This window comes from Nocardia sp. NPDC052566 (assembly GCF_044547285.1).
GTDB lineage: Bacteria > Actinomycetota > Actinomycetes > Mycobacteriales > Mycobacteriaceae > Nocardia.
In genome coordinates this window covers 686,872-706,428 of sequence record NZ_JBIUAF010000003.1, presented here as the reverse complement: position 1 = coordinate 706,428, position 19,557 = coordinate 686,872, and the positions used below count along the sequence as shown (strand labels likewise).

Below are 19,557 nucleotides of genomic sequence, written 5' to 3'. Positions count from 1 at the left end.
CCGTTACTGCATCGTGGCCTGAATCATGCCTTAACCGCGCACCTCAGGCTACGGCCGCCCCTGTTCCCACGACCGATCCGGGCGCGCGGGACCGAGCAGTCCGGTGAGCCGGGGACCGATCTCGTTGAGCGCTTCCGGCGAGGTCATCTGGTCGTGCGCGGCCGTCGTCGAATGTTCGTTGACCGGTCCGTCGACGTAGGGCCGCCACTCGGCCGCGGCCCCGGCGTGACCTTGCGCACTGAAGTACTCCAGCTTGCCGCGGAACATCCCCGGCCGGTGTTCGGCGCTGAGCTCGGCGGAGCGGACGGCGCTGCGATAGGTCCTGCGCAACCGGTCAGGGGTGAGCACCGCCATCGCGGCCGGGATGCTGGCGTGCAGCGCGGCGAGCCCCTGCTCGCTCAGCTCACGCACGTCTCCGTCGCCGAGCAGGACGGCCGCTTCCACGGCACCGATACCGAGTTCGGCCAGTGCGGTGTGGATCACCGCGCGGAAATCGGTGATGTCGATACGCGGGCTGCTGTCCAGCATCACCAGCAGGGCCACCTCGTGTCCGTCGGCCTGCAGCTCGACGGCCACCGCGTGGGCGAGGACACCGCCGAGCGACCAGCCGAGCAGCCGATACGGCCCCTCCGGCTGCACCGAGCGGATCTCGGCGGCGTAGCGGCGTGCCATCCCAGCCAGCGAATCGGGCAGGTAGTTCTCCTCCGACAGCGCGGGCGACTGCAATCCGAGGATCGGCCGCTCCGGCGGCACGTATCGGGTGAGCGCGGCGTAGGTCCAGGACAGTCCGCCCATCGGATGCAGGCAGAACAGCGGTGCGGCGGGCTCGATTTCGTGCGGCACCCTGGTCCGGATCGGCAGCAGCACGCCGAGCGCGGAATTCGAGTCGAGGTCGTAATCGTGGCCTGCGGCCAGCGCCGCGAGTATCCGCTCGCTCATGGCCGCGACGGTGGCTTCGGTGAAGAACCACTGCACCCTGACCTCGGCGCCGGTGAGCAGGCGCAGTCTGCCCGTCGCGCGCGCCGCGGTCAGCGAGTTGCCGCCGAGGGCGAAGAAATCGGTATCCAGCCCCACCGTGGCCGCGTCGGCGCCGACCATCTCGGCGAACACCTCGGCGATGGTGCGCTCCAGCGGCGTGCCCGGCGCGCGGTACGGCCCGCTCGGATGTTCCGGACTCGAGCCGCGAACATCGTTGCGGCCCAGGTACTCCAGGGCGCCGTCGTGCCAGCGGACCAGATCACCGGTGCGGAAGGAGCGCGCACCTTCCCCGTGTGCGACGAAGCGGGTCGCGGTGAGCTCGGGATCGTCGAGGTAGCCGCGCGCCAATTGCGCACCGGCGACATACAGTTCGCCGACCGTGCCGGGCGGGACCTGGCGCAGCTGCCGGTCGAGCACGAAGACGCCGGTGTTGGCGGCGGGGGTGCCGATCGGAATCGACTCGGCCGCCACGGCATACGCCGGATAACCGGTGGCGACGGCCGTCTCCGCGCTGCCGTACCAGTTGATCAGCTCGGCGCCGGGCACCGCGACGGCGAAGGCCGCCGCGGACTCGCCGGACAGCGGCGCCCCCGTCGCGAACACCCGCCGCAGCGACGGGTACTCCCCCGCACCGTGCCCGAGGAACGCGTCGAGCATCGGCGGCGCGAAATGCACCGTGCTGACCCGGTATTCGCGGATCGTCCGGGCCAGGTAGGCCGGATCGCGATGCCCGTCCTGTTCGGCGAGCACGAGGGCGGCGCCGGTCTGCAAGGGCCAGAACAACTCCCACGCGGCGGCGCCGCAGCCGATCGGCGTGTGGTGCAGCACCACGTCACCGGCGCCGTGCGGATACATGCGCTGGGCCCAGCGGGCATGGTTGGCCAGCTGCCGATGGGTGAGCACGACACCGCCGGTGCCTCCCGAGGGGTAGCCGACATAGGCGACGCCGTCGGGGTGCACGGCGATGGTCCGCGGCGCGTTACCGTCGAGCGGCAGGTAGAGGGTGTCCACCGCGACCACCGGCGCGCCGGTTTCGGTGCCGAAATCGTCACGGGTGGTGGTCAATACGCATACCGGCGCGGCCGAGGACAGCACGTACTCGCTGCGCTCGGCGGGCTGGTCCGGATCGATCGGCACATAGCCGCCACCCGCGCGCAGCACCGCGTAGAGCGCGACCACCAGATCGATACCGCGCCGCATGGCAACGGCCACCAGTGATTCCGGGCCGACGCCCCACCGGGTCAGCTCGGCGGCGAGCGCGCCGGAGCGAGCGTCGAGATCGGCATAGCTCAGCACGGCGCCGCCGTGGCGCACCGCGGGCGCGTGCGGAGTGCGCGCCGCCTGCGCTACGAACAGCGACACCAGGGTCGCCCCATCGAGCAGCTGCGGCACCTCGGTGTCGTTGGCGGCGGCGAGCGCGGCGCGCTCGTCGGCCAGCAGCACATCGATATCGGCCACCCGCGCCTGGGGCCCGGTGACGAAGCGGTCGATGATCGCCGAAAGCCGTTGCGCGAGTGCGGCCGCCGTCGGCTCGTCGAACAGGTCGCGCAGGTATTTCAGCGAAACCCGCAGCTGGTTACCGAGCACGACGACCACGGTCAGCGGATAGTGGCTGCCCGAAATCGCGTCGAAGCCGGTGACCCGCATCCCGTCGACGGTGCCCGCCTTGGCCAGGCCGTCCCGGCCGACCGGGAACGATTCCAGGACGACGAGGGCGTCGAAAAGCCCTGTCATGCCGATGGTTTCCTGGATATCACCGACGCCGAGGTAGTGATGGTCGAGCAGGGCGGCCTGTTCGGCCTGCAGCTGGCGCAGCAGCCCGCCGAGCGTCTCGGTCGCGCCGAGACGCATCCGCACCGGGATCGCGTTGCGGAACAATCCGACCATGTCCTCGACGCCGTCCAGGCCGGGCGGCCTGCCGGAGACGGTGACGCCGAACACCACATCGTCGCGGCCGGTGCCACGCCCGATCAGCAGGCCGAGTGCCGCCTGCACGATGGTGTTCACCGTGACGCCGAGCCCGGCGGCGAGCCTGGTCAGCGCGGTGGTGGCGGCCTGCGTCAGCTCGAAGCCGATATCGCCGATGCCCGAGGTGATTTCACGGGCCGGATCGACCGTCGCGAGCGGCGTCGGCGCGGTGAGGCCGGCCAGCGCGGTGCGCCACGCCTGCCGGGCCGCGACGTCGTCCTGCGCCGCAAGCCAGGTCAGGTAGTCCCGATACGGCGCGACCCGCGGCAGCCTGCGCGAATGGCCGCCGAGCGCGTAGAGGGTGAGCAGATCCTTCATCAGCAGCGGCATCGACCAGCCGTCGAGCAGGACGCGATGGCTCGTCACGACGAGGCGGTAGGTTTCGCTCGCCGAGCGGATCAGCGCGAACCGCAGCAGCGGCGCCTTGCTCATATCGAAGTGCGCGGCCAGGTCGGCGGCGGCGAGCCGGTCGGTCTCGGCGGCGGCCTGCGCCGGGGCCAGCCTGCTCAGATCGACGAAACGCCAAGGCACCTGGAGCGAATCCTGGACCAGTGCGACGGTAGCGCCGTCGGCGGCGCCCGCGAAGGCCACCCGCAGGTTGTCGTGCCGGTCGAGCACGGACTGTGCGGCCGAACGCATCCGGCCGACATCCACCGTCCCGCCCAGATGCAGGACGAACTGGGTGGTGTAGACGTCGATCGACGATTCGGCGAGCAGTGCGTGGAACAGCATGCCCGCCTGCGGCGCCGTCACCGGCCACACGTCACGCAGGTTCGGATAAGTGCGGGCGAAGCGGTCGATATCGGACTGCCGCAGCCGCACCAACGGAAAATCCGACGGCGTGAAACCACCGGCATCCGGGCGCAGGCCGTGTTCGGCGAGCCCGCCGAGCGCCCGAATCCAGTGCTCGGCGAAGGTTTTCACGTCGTCGCCGGTGAATACCGCCGCGGCATAGTCGAATCGGGCGAGCAGGCCGTCGTCGGTGGCGTCGACGACCAGGTCGAGCAGCAGGTCGTCGACCGGTGCGTCGGTGTGCACCCGGGCCGGGCGCAGGTCGCGGTAGCGCAGCGCGAACCGGCCGAGGCCGTACCCGGCCAGCGTGTCGCCGGTCTCCCGATTCAGGTAGCGCAGGACGCCATAACCGACGCCGTGCGCCGGCACCGCCCGGTGCAACTCCTTGACCTGCGCCAGCGCCGCGCCAGCGGCGGGACCACCGAGTAGTGCGTCGGCGACGTCGATTCCGTTGAGCCGCAACGCGAGCGGGTAGTCGATGACGAAACCGCCGACCATGCTGTCCGCGTCGGCCTTGCTCGCCGCGCGGCCGTCCGCGCAGAGCCGGACCACCGAACCGACGGCGGCGGCGACCGTCTCACCCGCCGAGGTACGCAGCGCCAGCGCCACCGCGGTCAGCAGCACCTCGTCGACGGTGGCGTGATAGGCATGGGCCGCCTTGGCGACGGCCGCGGTGCCCTCGGTGGTGATGGCCAGTGAAACCCGGTTCCGCACAGCGAGATCGCGATCACCGGGCTCGGCGCTGTCGGCCGAGGCCTCGAGTGCCTGCTCCCACCACGGCATTTCGGCGAGGGTGGCCGGATCCTGCGCGCGGGCGGACAGTGCGCGGATCAGGTCGCCGAGCCCGGATTCCGGTGCGGCGGGCGCCGCGTGGCGGCCGCGATTCCACGCGGCGGTCAGCTGGTCGATGATGCTGCGCCAGGAAATGTCGTCCACCACAAGACCGTTCGCGACGACGATCAGCGTCGCGCGCGCCTCGGGCGCGCCGGTCAGCACGAAGTGGATATTGCGGCCCTCTTCGGGGTCGAGGGCGGCCGCCGCCGCGCGCACGACATCGTCGATGGGCAGCGTGGTCTCCCCGCGCTGCGGATCGAGGCGGCGGAAGGCGTGGCCGGTGCGCTCGGCCACGGCCGGGATGCGCAGCATCGGCGCCCGCCCCGCCGTCTCCAGCACCACCCACAGCATCGGATGGGTGGTGAGCACGGTGGCCACCGCCTCCTCGACCGCCTCGGCCGGGCAGGTCTCCGCGACATCGAGCGCGATGGCGCGCACCTCGACCTTGGCGGCGAGCAGCCGTGCGGCGTTCGGGGTCAGCGGCAGCTCACCGGATTCGTCACCCGGCGCGCCTTCGACGGTGGCGGCGCGGGCCAGCGCGGACACCGTGGCGGACTCGAAAACGTCGCGCGGCGTGAGCAGTACGCCGCGCTCACCCGCACGCGACACCAGCTGGATGGCGCCGAAGCTCTCGCCGCCGAGCGCGAAGAAGCCGTCGTCGAGGCCGACCCGGTCGGCGCCGACCAGCTCCCCGATCACCTCGGCGAGCACGGTTTCCACCTCGGACTGCGGTGCCCGATAGACGTGCGGCGGCTCGACGGTCGCGATCTCGCGGGGCACCTCGACCTGGGAGTCGTTGCGGCCGAGGAACTCCAGCGCGTGCTGCTCGCCCGCGCCGCGGCGCCAGCGCACCACGTCGCCGGTGCGGTACAGCCGCTCACCCGGCGCGCCGTACGGGTCGGCGACGAAGCGGGAGGCGGTCAGCGCGGGCCGCCCGTGGTAGCCGCGTGCCAGTTGGCTGCCGCCCAGATACAGTTCGCCCGCAACGCCTTCGGGCACCGGGCGCATCCTGGCGTCGAGCACCAGCGCGCGCATACCGCGAATCGGACCGCCGATCCCGGCCGGATCGCCCGGCCGCAGTGGGCCGGTCCGGTTGCTGACGACGGTGGCCTCGGTCGGGCCGTACACGAGATGGAACTGCCTGTCCGCCATCGGCGTCCACGCCGCGGCCAGCTCGGCGGAGACCGCCTCGCCGCCGACGACGATGACGCGCAAGCCCGACAGCGCGTGCGAATCAAGGCCGGACAGCGCCGACGCGGCGCAGAAGGCGTGCGTGACGCCCTCGATCCGGATCACCTCGATGAGCTCCGCGCCGCCGGAGATCGACGGCGGCGCGAGCACAAGCGCACCGGCGCCGCCGAGCGCGAGCAGCAGCTCGAGCACCGACGCGTCGAACGACGGCGAGGCGAAACCCAGTGCGCGCGTCGTTCGGTCGAGGCCGTAGCGCGCCACCTGCTCCGCGCAGAGGTTCGTCAGCCCCGCGTGGGTGATGACGACACCCACGGACGCGTCGGTGGCGCCGGAGACATAGCTGACGTAGGCGGCGTTCGCCGGGCGGATCGGGCCGCGCCGTTCGGCCAGCGTGAGCGGCCGGTCCGAGCGGGTGGCCACCTCGACGGTGAATTCCCGGTCGTCCAGCGCGACCCAGCCGCCGTCGGCCAGCTCGGGCAGATCGACGATCTCGCCCGCCGTCGTCACGCCGAGTGCCACACCGGAATCGGTGACCATCCGCGCGATCCGGTCCGCCGGGTAGGTCGGGTCGATCGGCAGGAAGGCGGCGCCGGTCTTGGCGACCGCCCACACCGCGAGCACCGATTCCACCGAGCGGCGCAGCGCGATCGCGACCAGCATGTCGGGGCCTGCGCCCCGGTCGACCAGTGCGCGCGCCAATTGCGAAGAGGCGGCGTCGAGTTCGGCGTAGCTGAAGGAGCGTCCGCCGACGATCAGCGCCGCGCCGCGCGGATTGGCGGCCGCTGCGGCGGTCATCAGCTCGGGCAGCGTGCGCGGCGGCACCGCGGGCCCGCCGGACCTGGCGATCAGGTCGGCATGCTCCGAATCGTCGAGTAGCTCCAGATCGCCGACCGCGGCGGCCGGATCGCGCACCACCTCGGCGAGCAGCCGCCGGAACCGGCGACCGAAATCGGCCACCGTCGGCTCGTCGAAAAGGTCACGGGCGTAATTGATTTCCACCGCGAGCCCGGCTTCGGCGCCGTCGCCGTCGCGCTGCTCGCGCAGGGTGAAACGCAGATCGAACTCGGCGGTGTGCGCGGCCGGATCGAGCGCGGCGACGCTGAGTCCGGGCAACTCGACACCGGTCGCGGCGCGATTCTCGAAGACGAGCGCCACCTGGAACAGTGGGTGCGCGCGCAGGGATCGCGCAGGCGCGAGCGCCTCGACCAGCCGCTCGAACGGCAGGTCCGCGTTGGCGAATGCCAGCAGATCGGTCCGCCGGTGCGCGGCGAGCAGCTCGGTGAAGCCGCGCTCGGGCCCGACCTGGGTGCGCAGCACGAGGGTGGTGCCGAACGCTCCGATCAGATCCACGAGTTCGGCCTCACCCCGGCCCGCGACGGGTGCGCCGATGACGATGTCCTCGGCGCCCGACATGCGGGCCAGGAAGACCGCGAGCGCGGTGTGCGCCACCATGAACATGGTTGCCTCGTGCCGGCGCGCGAGTTCGGCCAGCGCCGTGTGAATTCCGGCGTCGACGACGAAGGTCGAGGTACCGCCCGCGAAGGAACGCACCGGCGGACGCGGCCGGTCGGTAGGCAGGTTCAGCGTCTCGGGCAGTGCGGCCAGCGACTTCAGATACGACAGCCGTTGCCCGGCAGCCGATTCCGCATCGCTGTGCAGTTCACGCTGCCACAGCGCGAAATCGGCGTACTGCACCGGCAGCGGCGCCCAGGTCGGCGCCGTACCGCCGCAGCGGGCGGTGTAGGCGAGCATCAGATCGCGGATGAGCGGGCCGATCGACCAGCCGTCGGCGCTGATCCGGTGCGCGACGAACACCAGCACGTACTCGCCCGCCGCGACGCGGAAAAGCCTGGTGCGGAACGGAATCTCGCCGGTCACGTCGAATCCGGCCGCGACGATGCGGGCCACCTCGTGCGCGACCCGCTCCTCACCGATCTGCGCGGGCGCCAGCTCCACCGGCACCTCGTGCGGCGCGAGGACGCGCTGCACCGGCCCCTCCGGCGTGTGCGGATAGACGGTGCGCAGAATCTCGTGGCGGGCCACCAGGTCGGCGACGGCATCGCGCAGCGCGTCGGTGTCCAGGTCACCGGACAGCCGGATGGCCACCGGAAGGTTGTAGACCGCCGCATCGGTGTCGAACTGGTTGCGGAACCACATGCCGCGCTGCGCGAACGACAGCGGAAGCCGTTCAGGGCGGCGACGGACGGTCAGCGGCACGCGCCGGTGGCCGCCGGCGGACCGCTGGACCGCGCGAGCGAATCCCGCGACGGTTGGCGCCTCGAACAGCGCGCGCACCGGCACCTCGGCTGCCAGCGCGGCGCCGATGCGGGCGACCACCCGCATGGCGAGCAGCGAGTCACCGCCGAGGGCGAAGAAGTCGTCCTCGGCACCGGCCCTGGCCAGCCCGAGCACCTCGGCGTAGACCGCGGCGACGACCTCCTCGATCGGTGTCGACGGCGTGCGCAACCCGCTGGCCGGGAAATCGGGGGCGGGCAACGCCTTTCGATCCACCGCGCCGTCGGCCGTGCGCGGCAACTCGGAGACGATCACGAACGCGCTCGGCATCATGTGCGACGGCAGTCCGGCGGCAAGCGCCGCCTTCACCCGCAGCACATCCAGCTCGTCGTCCGAGGCCACCAGGTAGGCGATCAGGCGATCGCCGATACGCTGGTCGGACTCCGCGACCACGACGGCCTGCGCCACACCGGGCGCCACGAGCAGCACCGCCTCGATCTCGCCGAGTTCGACGCGCAAGCCGCGGATACGCACCTGCTGATCCGTGCGGCCGCGATAGACCAACTCGCCGTTGCCATTCCAGACCACCAGGTCACCGGTGCGGTACATCCTGGCGCCGGGCTCGAACGGGTTGGCCACGAAGCGTTCCGCGGTCAGATTCGACTGGACGAAGTAGCCGCGCGCCAATTGCGCACCGGAGACGTACAACTCGCCAGAGACGCCGACCGGAACCGGGCGCAACCGCGAATCCAGTACGTACACCCTGCTGTTCCACCCCGGAACGCCGATCGGCACCGGTGCCTGATCGGCATCGGTCACCGCGTGACCGGTGACGGAGACCGCCGCCTCGGCGGGACCGTACAGGTTGTGCAGCGCCACACCGGGATTCGCGGCGCGGAAGCGCTGCGCCGAAGCGGCCGAGAGCGTCTCGCCGATCGTCAGCACGCGCCGCAGCGGGCGCGGCCCGTCGGGCGCGGTGACGGAGTGCACGAGCGCGGCGTCCAGCGTGGACAGCACCGTATGCAGTGTGGTCACCGACTCCCGCTGCACCAGATCGTTCAAATAGGCCAGATCGCGGTGCCCGTCCGGGGTGGCGACGACGAGCCTGCCGCCGCAGGCGATCGCCGACCAGAACTCCCACACCGAAAGATCGACGGTCGGCGCGGTGCGCAACAGCACCGCGTCCTCGGCGGTCATCCCGAATTCGGCGGTCTTCCACAGCAGTTGGTTCACGATCGCCGCGTGCGGCACCGCGACGCCCTTCGGCCTGCCGGTCGAACCGGAGGTGAAGAGCACGTAGGCGGTATGCGCGGCGTTCAGCGGTGCGACCCGGTCGGCGTCGGTGATCGGGCTCGCGGACAGCGCCGCCCAATTCAGCTCCTCCAGCCGGACGACCGGCGCGGTATCGGTGACGAATGCCCTTGCACCATTGGTCAATACGCAGACCGGTGCCGCCGTCTCCAAGATGTAGGCCGTCCGCTCGGCGGCCTGATCCGGATCGACCGGCACATACGCGCCGCCCGCCCTGGCAACCGCGTACATCGCGATCACCAGATCGGCCGAGCGGCGCATGGCGAGCGCCACCCGCGACTCCGGGCCGACACCCCGCGACATCAAGAATCTGGCCAGCCGGTTCACCCGGCGATCCAGGTCGGCGTAGCGCACCGCCTCGCGGCCGCCGTCGGCGAGATCGGCGACCAGCGCCACCGCGTCCGGTGCCGCCGCGACCGCACGATCGAGCAGGGCGGCGAGGGTGGCGTCGGCATCCACCTGATGTGCGGTGTCGTTCCATGCCGCAAGCACATTGGCGCGCTCGGAGGCGCCGAGGATGTCGATGTCACCGACCGCGGTGGCCGGATCGACGGCAACGGCGCTCAGTATGCGCGACAGCCGCGCGGCGAAGCGCTGCACGGTCGCGGCGTCGAAAAGATCGGTGGCATAGGTGAGGAAGCCGCCGATGCCCGCGGGCGCACCGGCGCCGTCGTAGTTGTCCGCGACCGTGAGGTGCAGGTCGTAGGGCGAGACAGCAAGGTGGGCATCGACTCCCGCGATGGCGAGGCCGGGTAACCGCAGCGTTGGGCGCACCGCGTCCTGGAACGCCATGCCCACCTGGAACAGCGGGTGGTGCGCGGTCGAGCGGCGCGGGCCGAGTGCCGCGACCAGGTGCGCGAACGGGAGATCGGCGTTCGCGAAGGCGCGCAGATCGGTATCGCGCTGCCTGGCAAGGGCATCGGTGAACGCCTCGCCGCCGTCCACCCGGGTGCGCAGCACCACGACGTTGTCGAGCAGGCCGACGAGATCCTCGAATTCGGGTTCGTGCCTGCCGGTCACGGCGGCGCCGATGGCGATATCGGCCGCGCCGGACAGCCGGGCGAGCAGCACCGCGAGCGCGGTGTGCACGACGGTGAACAGTGTGGTGCCGTGCGCGCGGGCCAGCTCGACCAGCCCGGCGTGTGTTGTCGCGTCGATCCGTACGTCGACGCGCGCGCCCGCCGACGACGCCATCGCGGGGCGGGGCCGATCGGTGGGCAGGTCGAGTAGCTCCGGCAGGCCGGTGAGCTGCTCGCGCCAGAACGCGAGCTGCTGTGCCGCAAGCGATTCCGGCTCGACGAGCGCGCCGAGCTCCGCTTGCTGCCAGAGTGTGTAGTCGGCGTACTGGACGGGCAGCGGCTGCCAGCGCGGTGGGCCACCCGCCGTGCGCGCGGCGTAGGCGGCGAGTACATCGCGCACCAGCAGATCCATCGATGCCGTATCCGCGGCCACCCGGTGCACCACCATCGCGAGCACATACTCGGTCGGCGGACCGGAGGCCATATCGCCGATCTCGAGCACCATGGCCCTGATCGGCGCCTCGTCCGCCAGCCCGAACGGCAGCGCGGCCAGCCCGGCCACCTCGTCCGCGACCTCGGACGAAAGCACCTGCCGCTCTTCGACATCCAGCCGCACCAGATCCGCGGCCAGAATCACCTGCGCGGGCCCATCCGCCGCTTCCGGATAGACCGTCCGCAACACCTCGTGCCTGGCGACCACATCGTGCAGCGCGGCACGCAGCGCCGCCGCGTCGAGCACACCGTGCAGCCGCAACACGAACGACAAATGCTCCGCCGCCGACCCCGGCTCCCCCGCCGCGGGCCGATGGAACTGCTCGAGGAACCAGGTCCGCCGCTGCGCCGCCGACAACGGCAGCACCTCCGGCCGCTCGGCACTCCCCGGCTCGACAACCCGAGGCCGCCTGACAGGCACGCCGACCGGCTCCGCGACTCGGGCCGAATCAGCGCCTTGTCCGGCCCCCACACCGGCAGTCAGACGCACAGGCGGCAAGCCCGCCTCGTAGTCCGCGTCATCGGCCCCCAGGTCCGCCTCGGACCCTGCTCCGTCAACAGCGCCCGCCCCTGTCAACGCAGGCGCACCGGACCTGGCCGTGCCACGCCCAGCCTCGCGCACGTCCGCATCAGCGGCAGCCAGGCCAGGCACAGCCCAAGACCCCGTCACCTCGGACGCCGCTTCCGCCCCGGGCCCGGTCATAGCGGGCCCCGCTACTCGCGGCACCCCGGCCTCAGAGATCGGCACGGCCCAACTCGGCACGCCCGCGGCAGTTCCGGCAACCTCGGCCGTCTCCCCGGCAACACCAGGCCCGGTCATCCCGGATCCAGCAGCACCAGGCACCCACCCCTCGGCGTCTACTCCGGCCGAACCGCGCACCGCGACACCCTCTTCGGCCGCCACAGGCACCGCCGGACCGAACACACCCGTATCCGAGCCAACCGCGCCGGGCACGCCCATCGCGGATCCGACCGCTTCGGGTTCGGTCGCCCTGGTCATCGCCACACCGAACCCAGCGTCAGCCGGTTCAACCGCTCGAACCGTGGCAGCGTCGAGGTCGGCTCCAGCACGCGAAGCCTCATCGATCCCGGCCACTTCCGACGAGGCGGCGGCAGACTCGGCGGCACCACGCTCGATCACAGCAGACTCAGCCGGTTCGGGATCGCGCATCCATGGCGCATACGCGGTTGCCGCAGCGTCGTCGGCGTCGGGTACTCGTGGTTCAAACCCGGTGGACGCCGGTGCCGCGGGCACAGCAGCGCCGAGTATGGCTGAGCTCGCTGTGGGCGTGGCAGTTTCGGGCCGTTCGGACTCGGCCACGCGAGGAATGCGTCCGGCAGGCGCGGCCGCACCGGGCTCGGTTGTGCGAGGGGCGCGGCTGGTGGGCGTGGACGCACCGGTGGCCGTTGTTCGAGGCACGAAACCGGTGGAGGGCATGGCGGCGCCCGGCATCGCGGCACCACTCGTGGTCGAACCTGGTGTAGCCGAAGGTGTTTCGGCCATGGTGCGAGGAACGCGGCCGAGGGGCAGAGCCGTGTCGGGGCCGACAATTCGGTGCGGCAAGCCGACCGGAGCAGCTACGGAAGCACTGGGTGTGGCCACGCCGCTCGCAGTCGAACCGGGCGCGCTCACGTCGGGCATCGCCGTATCGAGTGCCGCCGCACCAGCGACGGCCGCAGCGGGCTCGGTTACCGGCGACGCCTCGGAATCAGCGGAATCCTCCGCGGATCCAGCCGAACCCGAAACAGCAGCAGCATCCGCAGCTTCGGGCACAGCCGCATAGGAAAGGCGCACGCCACGCGCAGGCGGATCAGCAGCGATCACAGCAGGCTCGGTCAACCGCAATGCCTCGGCACCGCCCAAGTCCTTCGCCGATGCAGCCGAATCCGAAACAGCCGCACCAACTTCCGCCGCGTCAGGCGCGGACGTGCGGGAAAGGCGTACGCCACGCACGGGCAGATCTGCGGCGGTCGCAGTGGGTTCAGTGAACTGAGGCGGAAGGGAAGCGGAGGGGGTTTCGGCCGGTGCGGCCGAACTCGGTACAGCTGCCGCAGGCTCTGCCGCTTCAGGGGCGGCTGTGTACGGGGGGCGCGCGGCGCGTACAGGAGAATCGGCGGCAGCCCTGGTGGGCAGGGCCACCTGGGGAAGCCCGGGATCGGAGGCCGGATTTTGCGGCACGGCCGAAGGTGTTGTGGGTGCGGCGGTTCCGGTTGCTTCGGGGTCGGCTGCGCGCCCAAGGCGCGCGAAAGGCGCAGGCAGATCGGCAGCGGTCGTGGCGGGTTCGGCTACCGGAGGCGGAACGGGGTCGGAGGCCGTTTCGGCGGACGATGCTGCCGGAGGCGATGGGGGCGCGGCGGTTTCGACAGGATCGGGCCCGTTCGGGTGCGGAATGTTCCCGCCGTGGAGTCGCGCTTCGCGCGCGGCTGTGTCGGATGCGGCTGTTGGAGGCACGATTCCGGTTGGCACAGCCGGGGACGTAACGGGGGTGGGTGCAGCGGAGTCGGGTGCCTCGGAGGCGGCCGGGTGCGGGGTGCTCGCGTTGGGCTTGGGGAAGGTGGCTGGAGGGAATGGTGGCGGGGTTGCGGGGACGACGGGCATGACCATCGTCGGCATCTCCGGCGGAGTGAAAAGGCTTGGGCGGCTTGTCGGTTGCGCCGCTGCGGGACCGGAGGTCGGGGTGGTGGCGCGGTCGAACCGGGGCGCCGGTGGGAGGTCCGGGGTTGGCGTGGCGCGATCGATCGGAGGCTCCGCGCCGATCGAGTCCCCGTCGTCGACCGGGGCTTCGCGATCGAGCGAGGGCTGCTCGTCGACCGGGGACTCAGGGGCGACCTGGTCCTGCTGGTCGTCGGAAGTCTCGGAGGTGAGCTGAATCTGCTGGTCAGCTGAGGTCTCGCGGGTGAGCTGAGCCTGCCGGTCAGCGAAGGTCTCGGGGGCGAGCTGAGCCTGCCGATCAGCGAACGTCCCGGCGGCGAGCTGCGTCTGCTGGTCAGCTGAGGTCTCGCGGGTGAGCTGAGCCTGCCGGTCAGCGAAGGTCTCGGGGGCGAGCTGAGCCTGCCGATCAGCGAACGTCCCGGCGGCGAGCTGCGTCTGCTGGTCAGCTGAGGTCTCGGAGGCGAGCTGAGACTGCCGGTCAGCTGAGGTCTCGCGGGTGAGCTGAGACTGCCGGTCAGCGAAGGTCTCGGGGGTGAGCTGAGGCTCCTGGGCGACGGAGACTTCAGCGGCGATCCAGGGCTCGCGGTCGATCGGGTCTTCCAGCGATGGCTCTTCGGAAGGGGTGCGGCCGTGGTAGTCGAGGATGCCGGTGCCGGTGGGGTTGGTGTGCCAGGCGGCCAGGTCGCCGGTGCGGAGCATGCGGGCGCCTGGTTCGAAGGGGTTGGCGAGGAAGCGGGTTGCGGTGCGGGCGGGGTGGCGGAGGTAGCCGTCGGCCAGTTGGGCGCCTGCGAGGTAGAGCTCGCCGGTGACGCCGGCGGGGACGGGGCGCAACCAGGAGTCGAGGACGTAGACGTGGGTGTTCCACTGGGGCTTGCCGATCGGCACCGGGTGGCCGGTCGCGGTGGCGCTCGACAAGTAGATTGCCGAAAGGGCGGTCTCCAAGGGGCCGTACAGGTTGTGCACGGTCGCCGCCGAGACGGCGCGCAGGGTGGTGAGTGTTTCCGGAGGCAGGACCGCACCGGTGACGAATACTTCGCGCAGCGAGGGGACGGCGCCCCTGGTGGTGTCGGCGGCGAAGTCCGCCAGGGCGGCGGGCGTGGTGCTGGTGACCGTGATCCGGTGTGCCGCAATGGTCGCGGCGATATCGGCGGGGGCATCGCTGGTGGCGACGACAAGTTTCGCGCCAGCGCGCAACGGCATGAGGTAGCCGAGCAGCGAGGCGGCGGAGGTCGCCGCGGTCTGCTGGAGAAACACCTCCCCCGGGCCGAGCGGGTACTTGGCGAGGATCCAGGCGATGTTGTTGTGCAGCGCCTGATGGGAGAGGGCAACGCCCTTGGGCCTGCCCGTGGCGCCCGCGGTGAAGCCGAGGTAGGCCGGATGCTGCGCGTGCAGCGGTCGCACTAGTTCGTCCCTGCGCACCGGATCGCCGGAAAAGGCCTGCGCGTCAACGGTGTCGATGGCCAGGGTGGCCAGGCCCGCGGGCAATGCCGTGCCACTCGCCGCGGTGGTGAGCACCAAAACCGGCCGGGCAGTGGCCAAGCGACGCTCATCGGGTTCATCGGGATCGAGCGCGACGATCGCACCACCCGCGGTCAGCACCGCGTACATGCCGACGACGAAGTCCACGGACCGCGGAATGGCAAGGCCGACCGCCGTTTCCGCGCCGACGCCACGGGAGATCAGGACCCGGGCGAGCCGATTGACCCGCTCGTCGAATTCTCGATACGTCAGCTCGACACCGTCGCCGACCACCGCGGTCGCGGCGGGATGCAGGGCGGCGAACCGCCGATACCCGTCGAGCAGCGGCTCGGGCACCACCCGGCGCTCGGTGTTGTTCCAGGCGATCAGGATTCGCGACCGCTCGGCGTAGGACAGCAGATCGATCGCGCCGACCTGCTGCTCCGGATCGGCGCCGACCGCGGCGAGCAGCCAGGTCAGCCGGAGCGCGAACTCGGCGATGGTCGACTTGTCGAACAGGTCCGTCGCGTAGGTGAGGGTCGCCGACAGCCCGCCGCGATCGCGCGGCACCACGGTCAACCGCAGGTCGGCGGCGAGTACCCCGCCGTCGAATTCCATAGCGGCGGCGGTCAATCCGGGCAGTTCGACCCGCGCCGGGTTCGGCGCCTGGAAGACGAGCTCCACCTGGAACAGCGGATGACGCGCCTGCGAGCGCACCGGATCGAGCAGCTCGACCACCCGCTCGAACGGCAGCTCGGCATGGGCGAACGCCGCGAGATCGGCCTCCTTGGCCGCCGCGAGCAGCGCGAGGAACGACGCGTGCTGGTCAATCGTGGTGCGCAGCACAAGCGTATTGACGAACGCGCCGATCAGGTCGTCGAGTTCGCCCTCGCCGCGGCCCGCCACCGGCGTGCCGATGGTGATGTCGTCGGTTCCGGCGAGCCTGCCCAGCAGGACCGCGAGCGCGCAGTGCACCACCATGAATTCCGAAGCGCCCGCACGCTGAGCCACCTCGGCCAGGCGCGCGTGCACATCGGCGCCGATCTCGAAGGTGTACCTGCGGCCGCGACCCGAACCGATATCGGGGCGCGGGCGGTCAGCGGGCAGTTCGAGCCGGTCCGGTATACCCGCCAAAGCCGTTCGCCAGTAGGCGATCTGGGCGGCGGCGAGCGAATCGGCGTCGTCCTCGGCGCCGAGCAGTTCGCGCTGCCACAGCGTGTAATCGGCGTACTGCACCGGCAGCGGCGCCATAGCGGGCTTGGCCCGGTTGCGCCGGGACAGGAAGGCGCGCAACAGGTCACGCACGAACGGCCGCACCGACGCGCCGTCGGCGGCGATGCCGTGCGCGACGATGGCGAGCATATGCCTGGTCGGCGCGAGCTCGACGAGCGCGATCCGTAGCGGCACCGCGGCGGCGACATCGAACTCCGCCAGCGCGAATCCGCGCAGCTGCTCGTCGAGTTCGAGCTCGTCGACGGATTGCGCCGTCAGCTCGGGCATCACCTGTTCGGCGGTCAGGATCAGCTGATGCCCGGCACCGTCACCGGCCGGGTAGACGGTGCGCAGTGTCTCGTGCCGTTCGATGACGTCGCCGAGCGCCGCCTGCAACGCCTCGATATCCAGCGCGCCCTTGAACCGGATCGCGAAGCAGACGTGGTGCGCCACCGACGCCTGATCGAATTGGTTCTGCGACCACATCCGTTGCTGCGCGGGCGATAACGGGATGATCTCCGGGCGCCGCGATAGCCCGAGCCCAGCGCCGGAGCCTTTCAGCGATTCGAGCCGCTCGGCCAGCCGCATCGGCGTCGGCGCCTCGAAGATCAGCCGGGCGGGCACCGGCGCGGAGATCGCGGCGCCGAGCTGGGTGGCCGCCTGGGTCGCGATCGCGGAATTGCCACCGGCGGAGAAGAAGTCGTCGTCCGCGCCGATCGGGTCCAGGCTGCCGAGCAGTTCGGCGAATACCTCGGCGACCAGCTGTTCGAGCGGTCCGACCGGTGGACGGAACGGCGTGGTGCGCAGTCGCGGCGTCGGCAGCGCGGCCCGATCGAGCTCGCCGTCCTCGGTCAGCGGAATCTCGTCGAGCACCATGATCGCGGTCGGCACCAGGTCGGCGGGCAGATGCCGGTCGAGGTAGGCGAACAGCTCCTGGGTGTCCACCGAGCGGCCCGGCGCCTCGTGCACATACGAGGCGAGAATCGTTGCCCCGCCGGTCTGTAGGTAGCCGATGGTCACCGCGAAGTCGATATCGTCGTGCGCGGTGAGCACCGCGTCGGTGGTAACCGGCGCATCGGACGGAATCGAGGCCTCTAGATCGAATTCACCGCCCGCCTCGAACTCACCGCCCGCCTCGAACTCGGTGGCAGACTCGAACTCCGCCGCGGCCCCGAGCTCGGACACACGCTCGAACGCCGCCATCGACTCGAAGTCGTCGGCGGATTCGAAATCCGCCGAATCCTCGAACACCACACCTGATTCGAAGTCATCGGCAGACTCGAATCCGCTGGACCCGAATCCGTCGGCGGAACCGTACGCCGCCGAATCCTCGAGCACCGCATCCGGCTCGAAGGCCGCATCCGACTCGAACTCATCGGCCGCCTCGACGGTGTCGGCACCGTCGAACTCCACCGCGGATTCGCCGACCTCGGGCGCACGCTCGAGTTCCACCACCGCCCTGACCTCGTACTCGGTCATCGGCGGTGAATCATTGCGCCCCAGGTACTCCAGCGCTCCCGAAGCCACCCGGCTCACCAGATCCCCGGTCCGGAACAGCCTGGCCCCGGTGGCGTCGAACGGATCGGCCACGAAATACGTGGCGGTCAGGCCGGGCCGAGACAGATATCCGCGTGCCAGCTGCGGCCCGCCGAGGTAGAGCTCGCCGACCATCGCGTCGAGCACCGGCGTCAGCGCACCGTCAAGCACGTATTCGGTGACACCGCGCACCGGCGCGCCGATGACCACCGGATCCTCCGGCGCCAACGGCCCACTCACGTGGGTCATCACGGTCGCCTCGGCAGGCCCGTAGGCCTGGAAGATCTCCCTGGTCCGCCCGTCCGAGACCGGAACGACCCAGCGGCGCAACAACTCCGGCGCGCCACCCGCGGCGCCGGTCACCACCACCCTGAGCTCGCCGAGCGGGCCCGGATCGACAGCGGCGAGTGCCGACGGTGCGAGCAGCGCGTGCGTGACCCCTTCGCGACGCAGCACCCCGGCCAGTTCGGCGCCACCGGCGACGGTCGGCGGCACCAGCACCATCGTCGCGGCGCCACCCAGCGCGAGCAGCAGCTCGAGCACCGAGGCGTCCAGCGCGGGCGAGGCGAAATGCAGGGTGCGCGAGTCGATGGCGACCCCGTACCGTTCGCGTTGCTCGTCGGAGAAGTTCGAGAGCCCGGCCTGGGTGACCACCACACCGTTCGTGGTTCCGGCCGGGTAGCGCACGTACGCCGGATGATCGGCGCGCAGCAGCCGTACCCGGTCGGCGTAGGTCACCGGGTCGGTCGGGTACCGCTCGAGTACGCGCCGCTGGTCCGCCGTATCGAGGACGACCCAGTCCAGCGCGGGCAGCTCGGGCGCCGTGTCGGCCACGCTCAGGCCGAGCACCGCGCCCGAATCCGCAAGCATGTACGCCACCCGCTCCGGCTGATCGGCCGGATCGATGGGCAGGAATGCCGCGCCCGCCTTGGCGATCGCCCACACCGCGACGACCGAGTGCACCGAGCGCGGGACGGCCACGGCCACCACATCTTCGGGCCCGACCCCGCGATCGATCAGCAACCAGGCAAGCCTGGTCGAGCGCTCATCGAGTTCGGCATAGCTCAGCTGCGATAATCGCGCCGACGCGTCGGCGAGCACCACCGCGACACCGCTCGGATTGGCCTCGACCGCGGCGACCAGCAACTGCGGAAGGGTACGCACGCGTTGCCGCTTGGTCCGGACCGGACGCACTCGCGCGGGCCGTGTCATGCCCGTACCGCCTGCCGCGCAACACTATTCCGAACTCGCGCCACCCGGAGCATGAAGCCGCCTCACCTGCCTATCGATCACATCAGCTACGCCGTGCCACACCAACGCGGTGATCGACCGGGTGGGTGCGCACTGTTACGGCGCGAGGATGTCCGCACGCGGTGCGCGGGCATCTATCCGGCGATCATGCACCATTCTGCGGGCGGATGACACATTTGACCTATCGGGGTGCAAACCGGGCAGGAACCGCGTCGCCTGCGCTATCGGTGGAACACGTTGTCCCCGTGTCGCGGTCGTGCCAGAATCGGGCCGTATATCTGCGGGTCGGGAAACTCGAACAACCTGGAGGGTTGATGCTTCGCACTGCTGGATTTCTTGGAGCCGCCGCGGCCGCGGCCATGATCTCGGTGCTCGCACCAGGGACCGCACATGCGGCGGTCGGCTCCGTCGCGGTCGGGCCCAAGTTCATCGTCAACCCGTCGGGTTGCGTCAACACCGAGGGCAGCTCGCTGCTGCCCTCGCCGCTCGGTAACTACACCGATCAGGTCGTCACCGTGTACACGGGCCGGGACTGCACCGGCACCGTCGCGCAGACCATCCAGCCCGATGGCATCGGTACCGCGGCGGCCGCGGGCAGCTTCTCCGTGAACTAACCGGTTCCTCCTG

General features: G+C 71.0%; 2 protein-coding genes. One reads left to right on the top strand and one right to left on the bottom strand.

What is annotated here, in order from left to right:
- Window positions 1-48: 48 nt before the first annotated feature.
- Window positions 49-18,843, bottom strand: a complete 18,795-nt coding sequence (locus ACIG5A_RS17350; protein ID WP_397241204.1) for an amino acid adenylation domain-containing protein — start codon at window positions 18,841-18,843, stop codon at window positions 49-51.
- A gap of 401 nt (window positions 18,844-19,244) precedes the next feature.
- Between ACIG5A_RS17350 and ACIG5A_RS17345 the strand changes: the two genes are divergently transcribed.
- Window positions 19,245-19,544, top strand: a complete 300-nt coding sequence (locus tag ACIG5A_RS17345; protein ID WP_397241203.1) for a hypothetical protein — start codon at window positions 19,245-19,247, stop codon at window positions 19,542-19,544.
- Window positions 19,545-19,557: the final 13 nt, after the last annotated feature.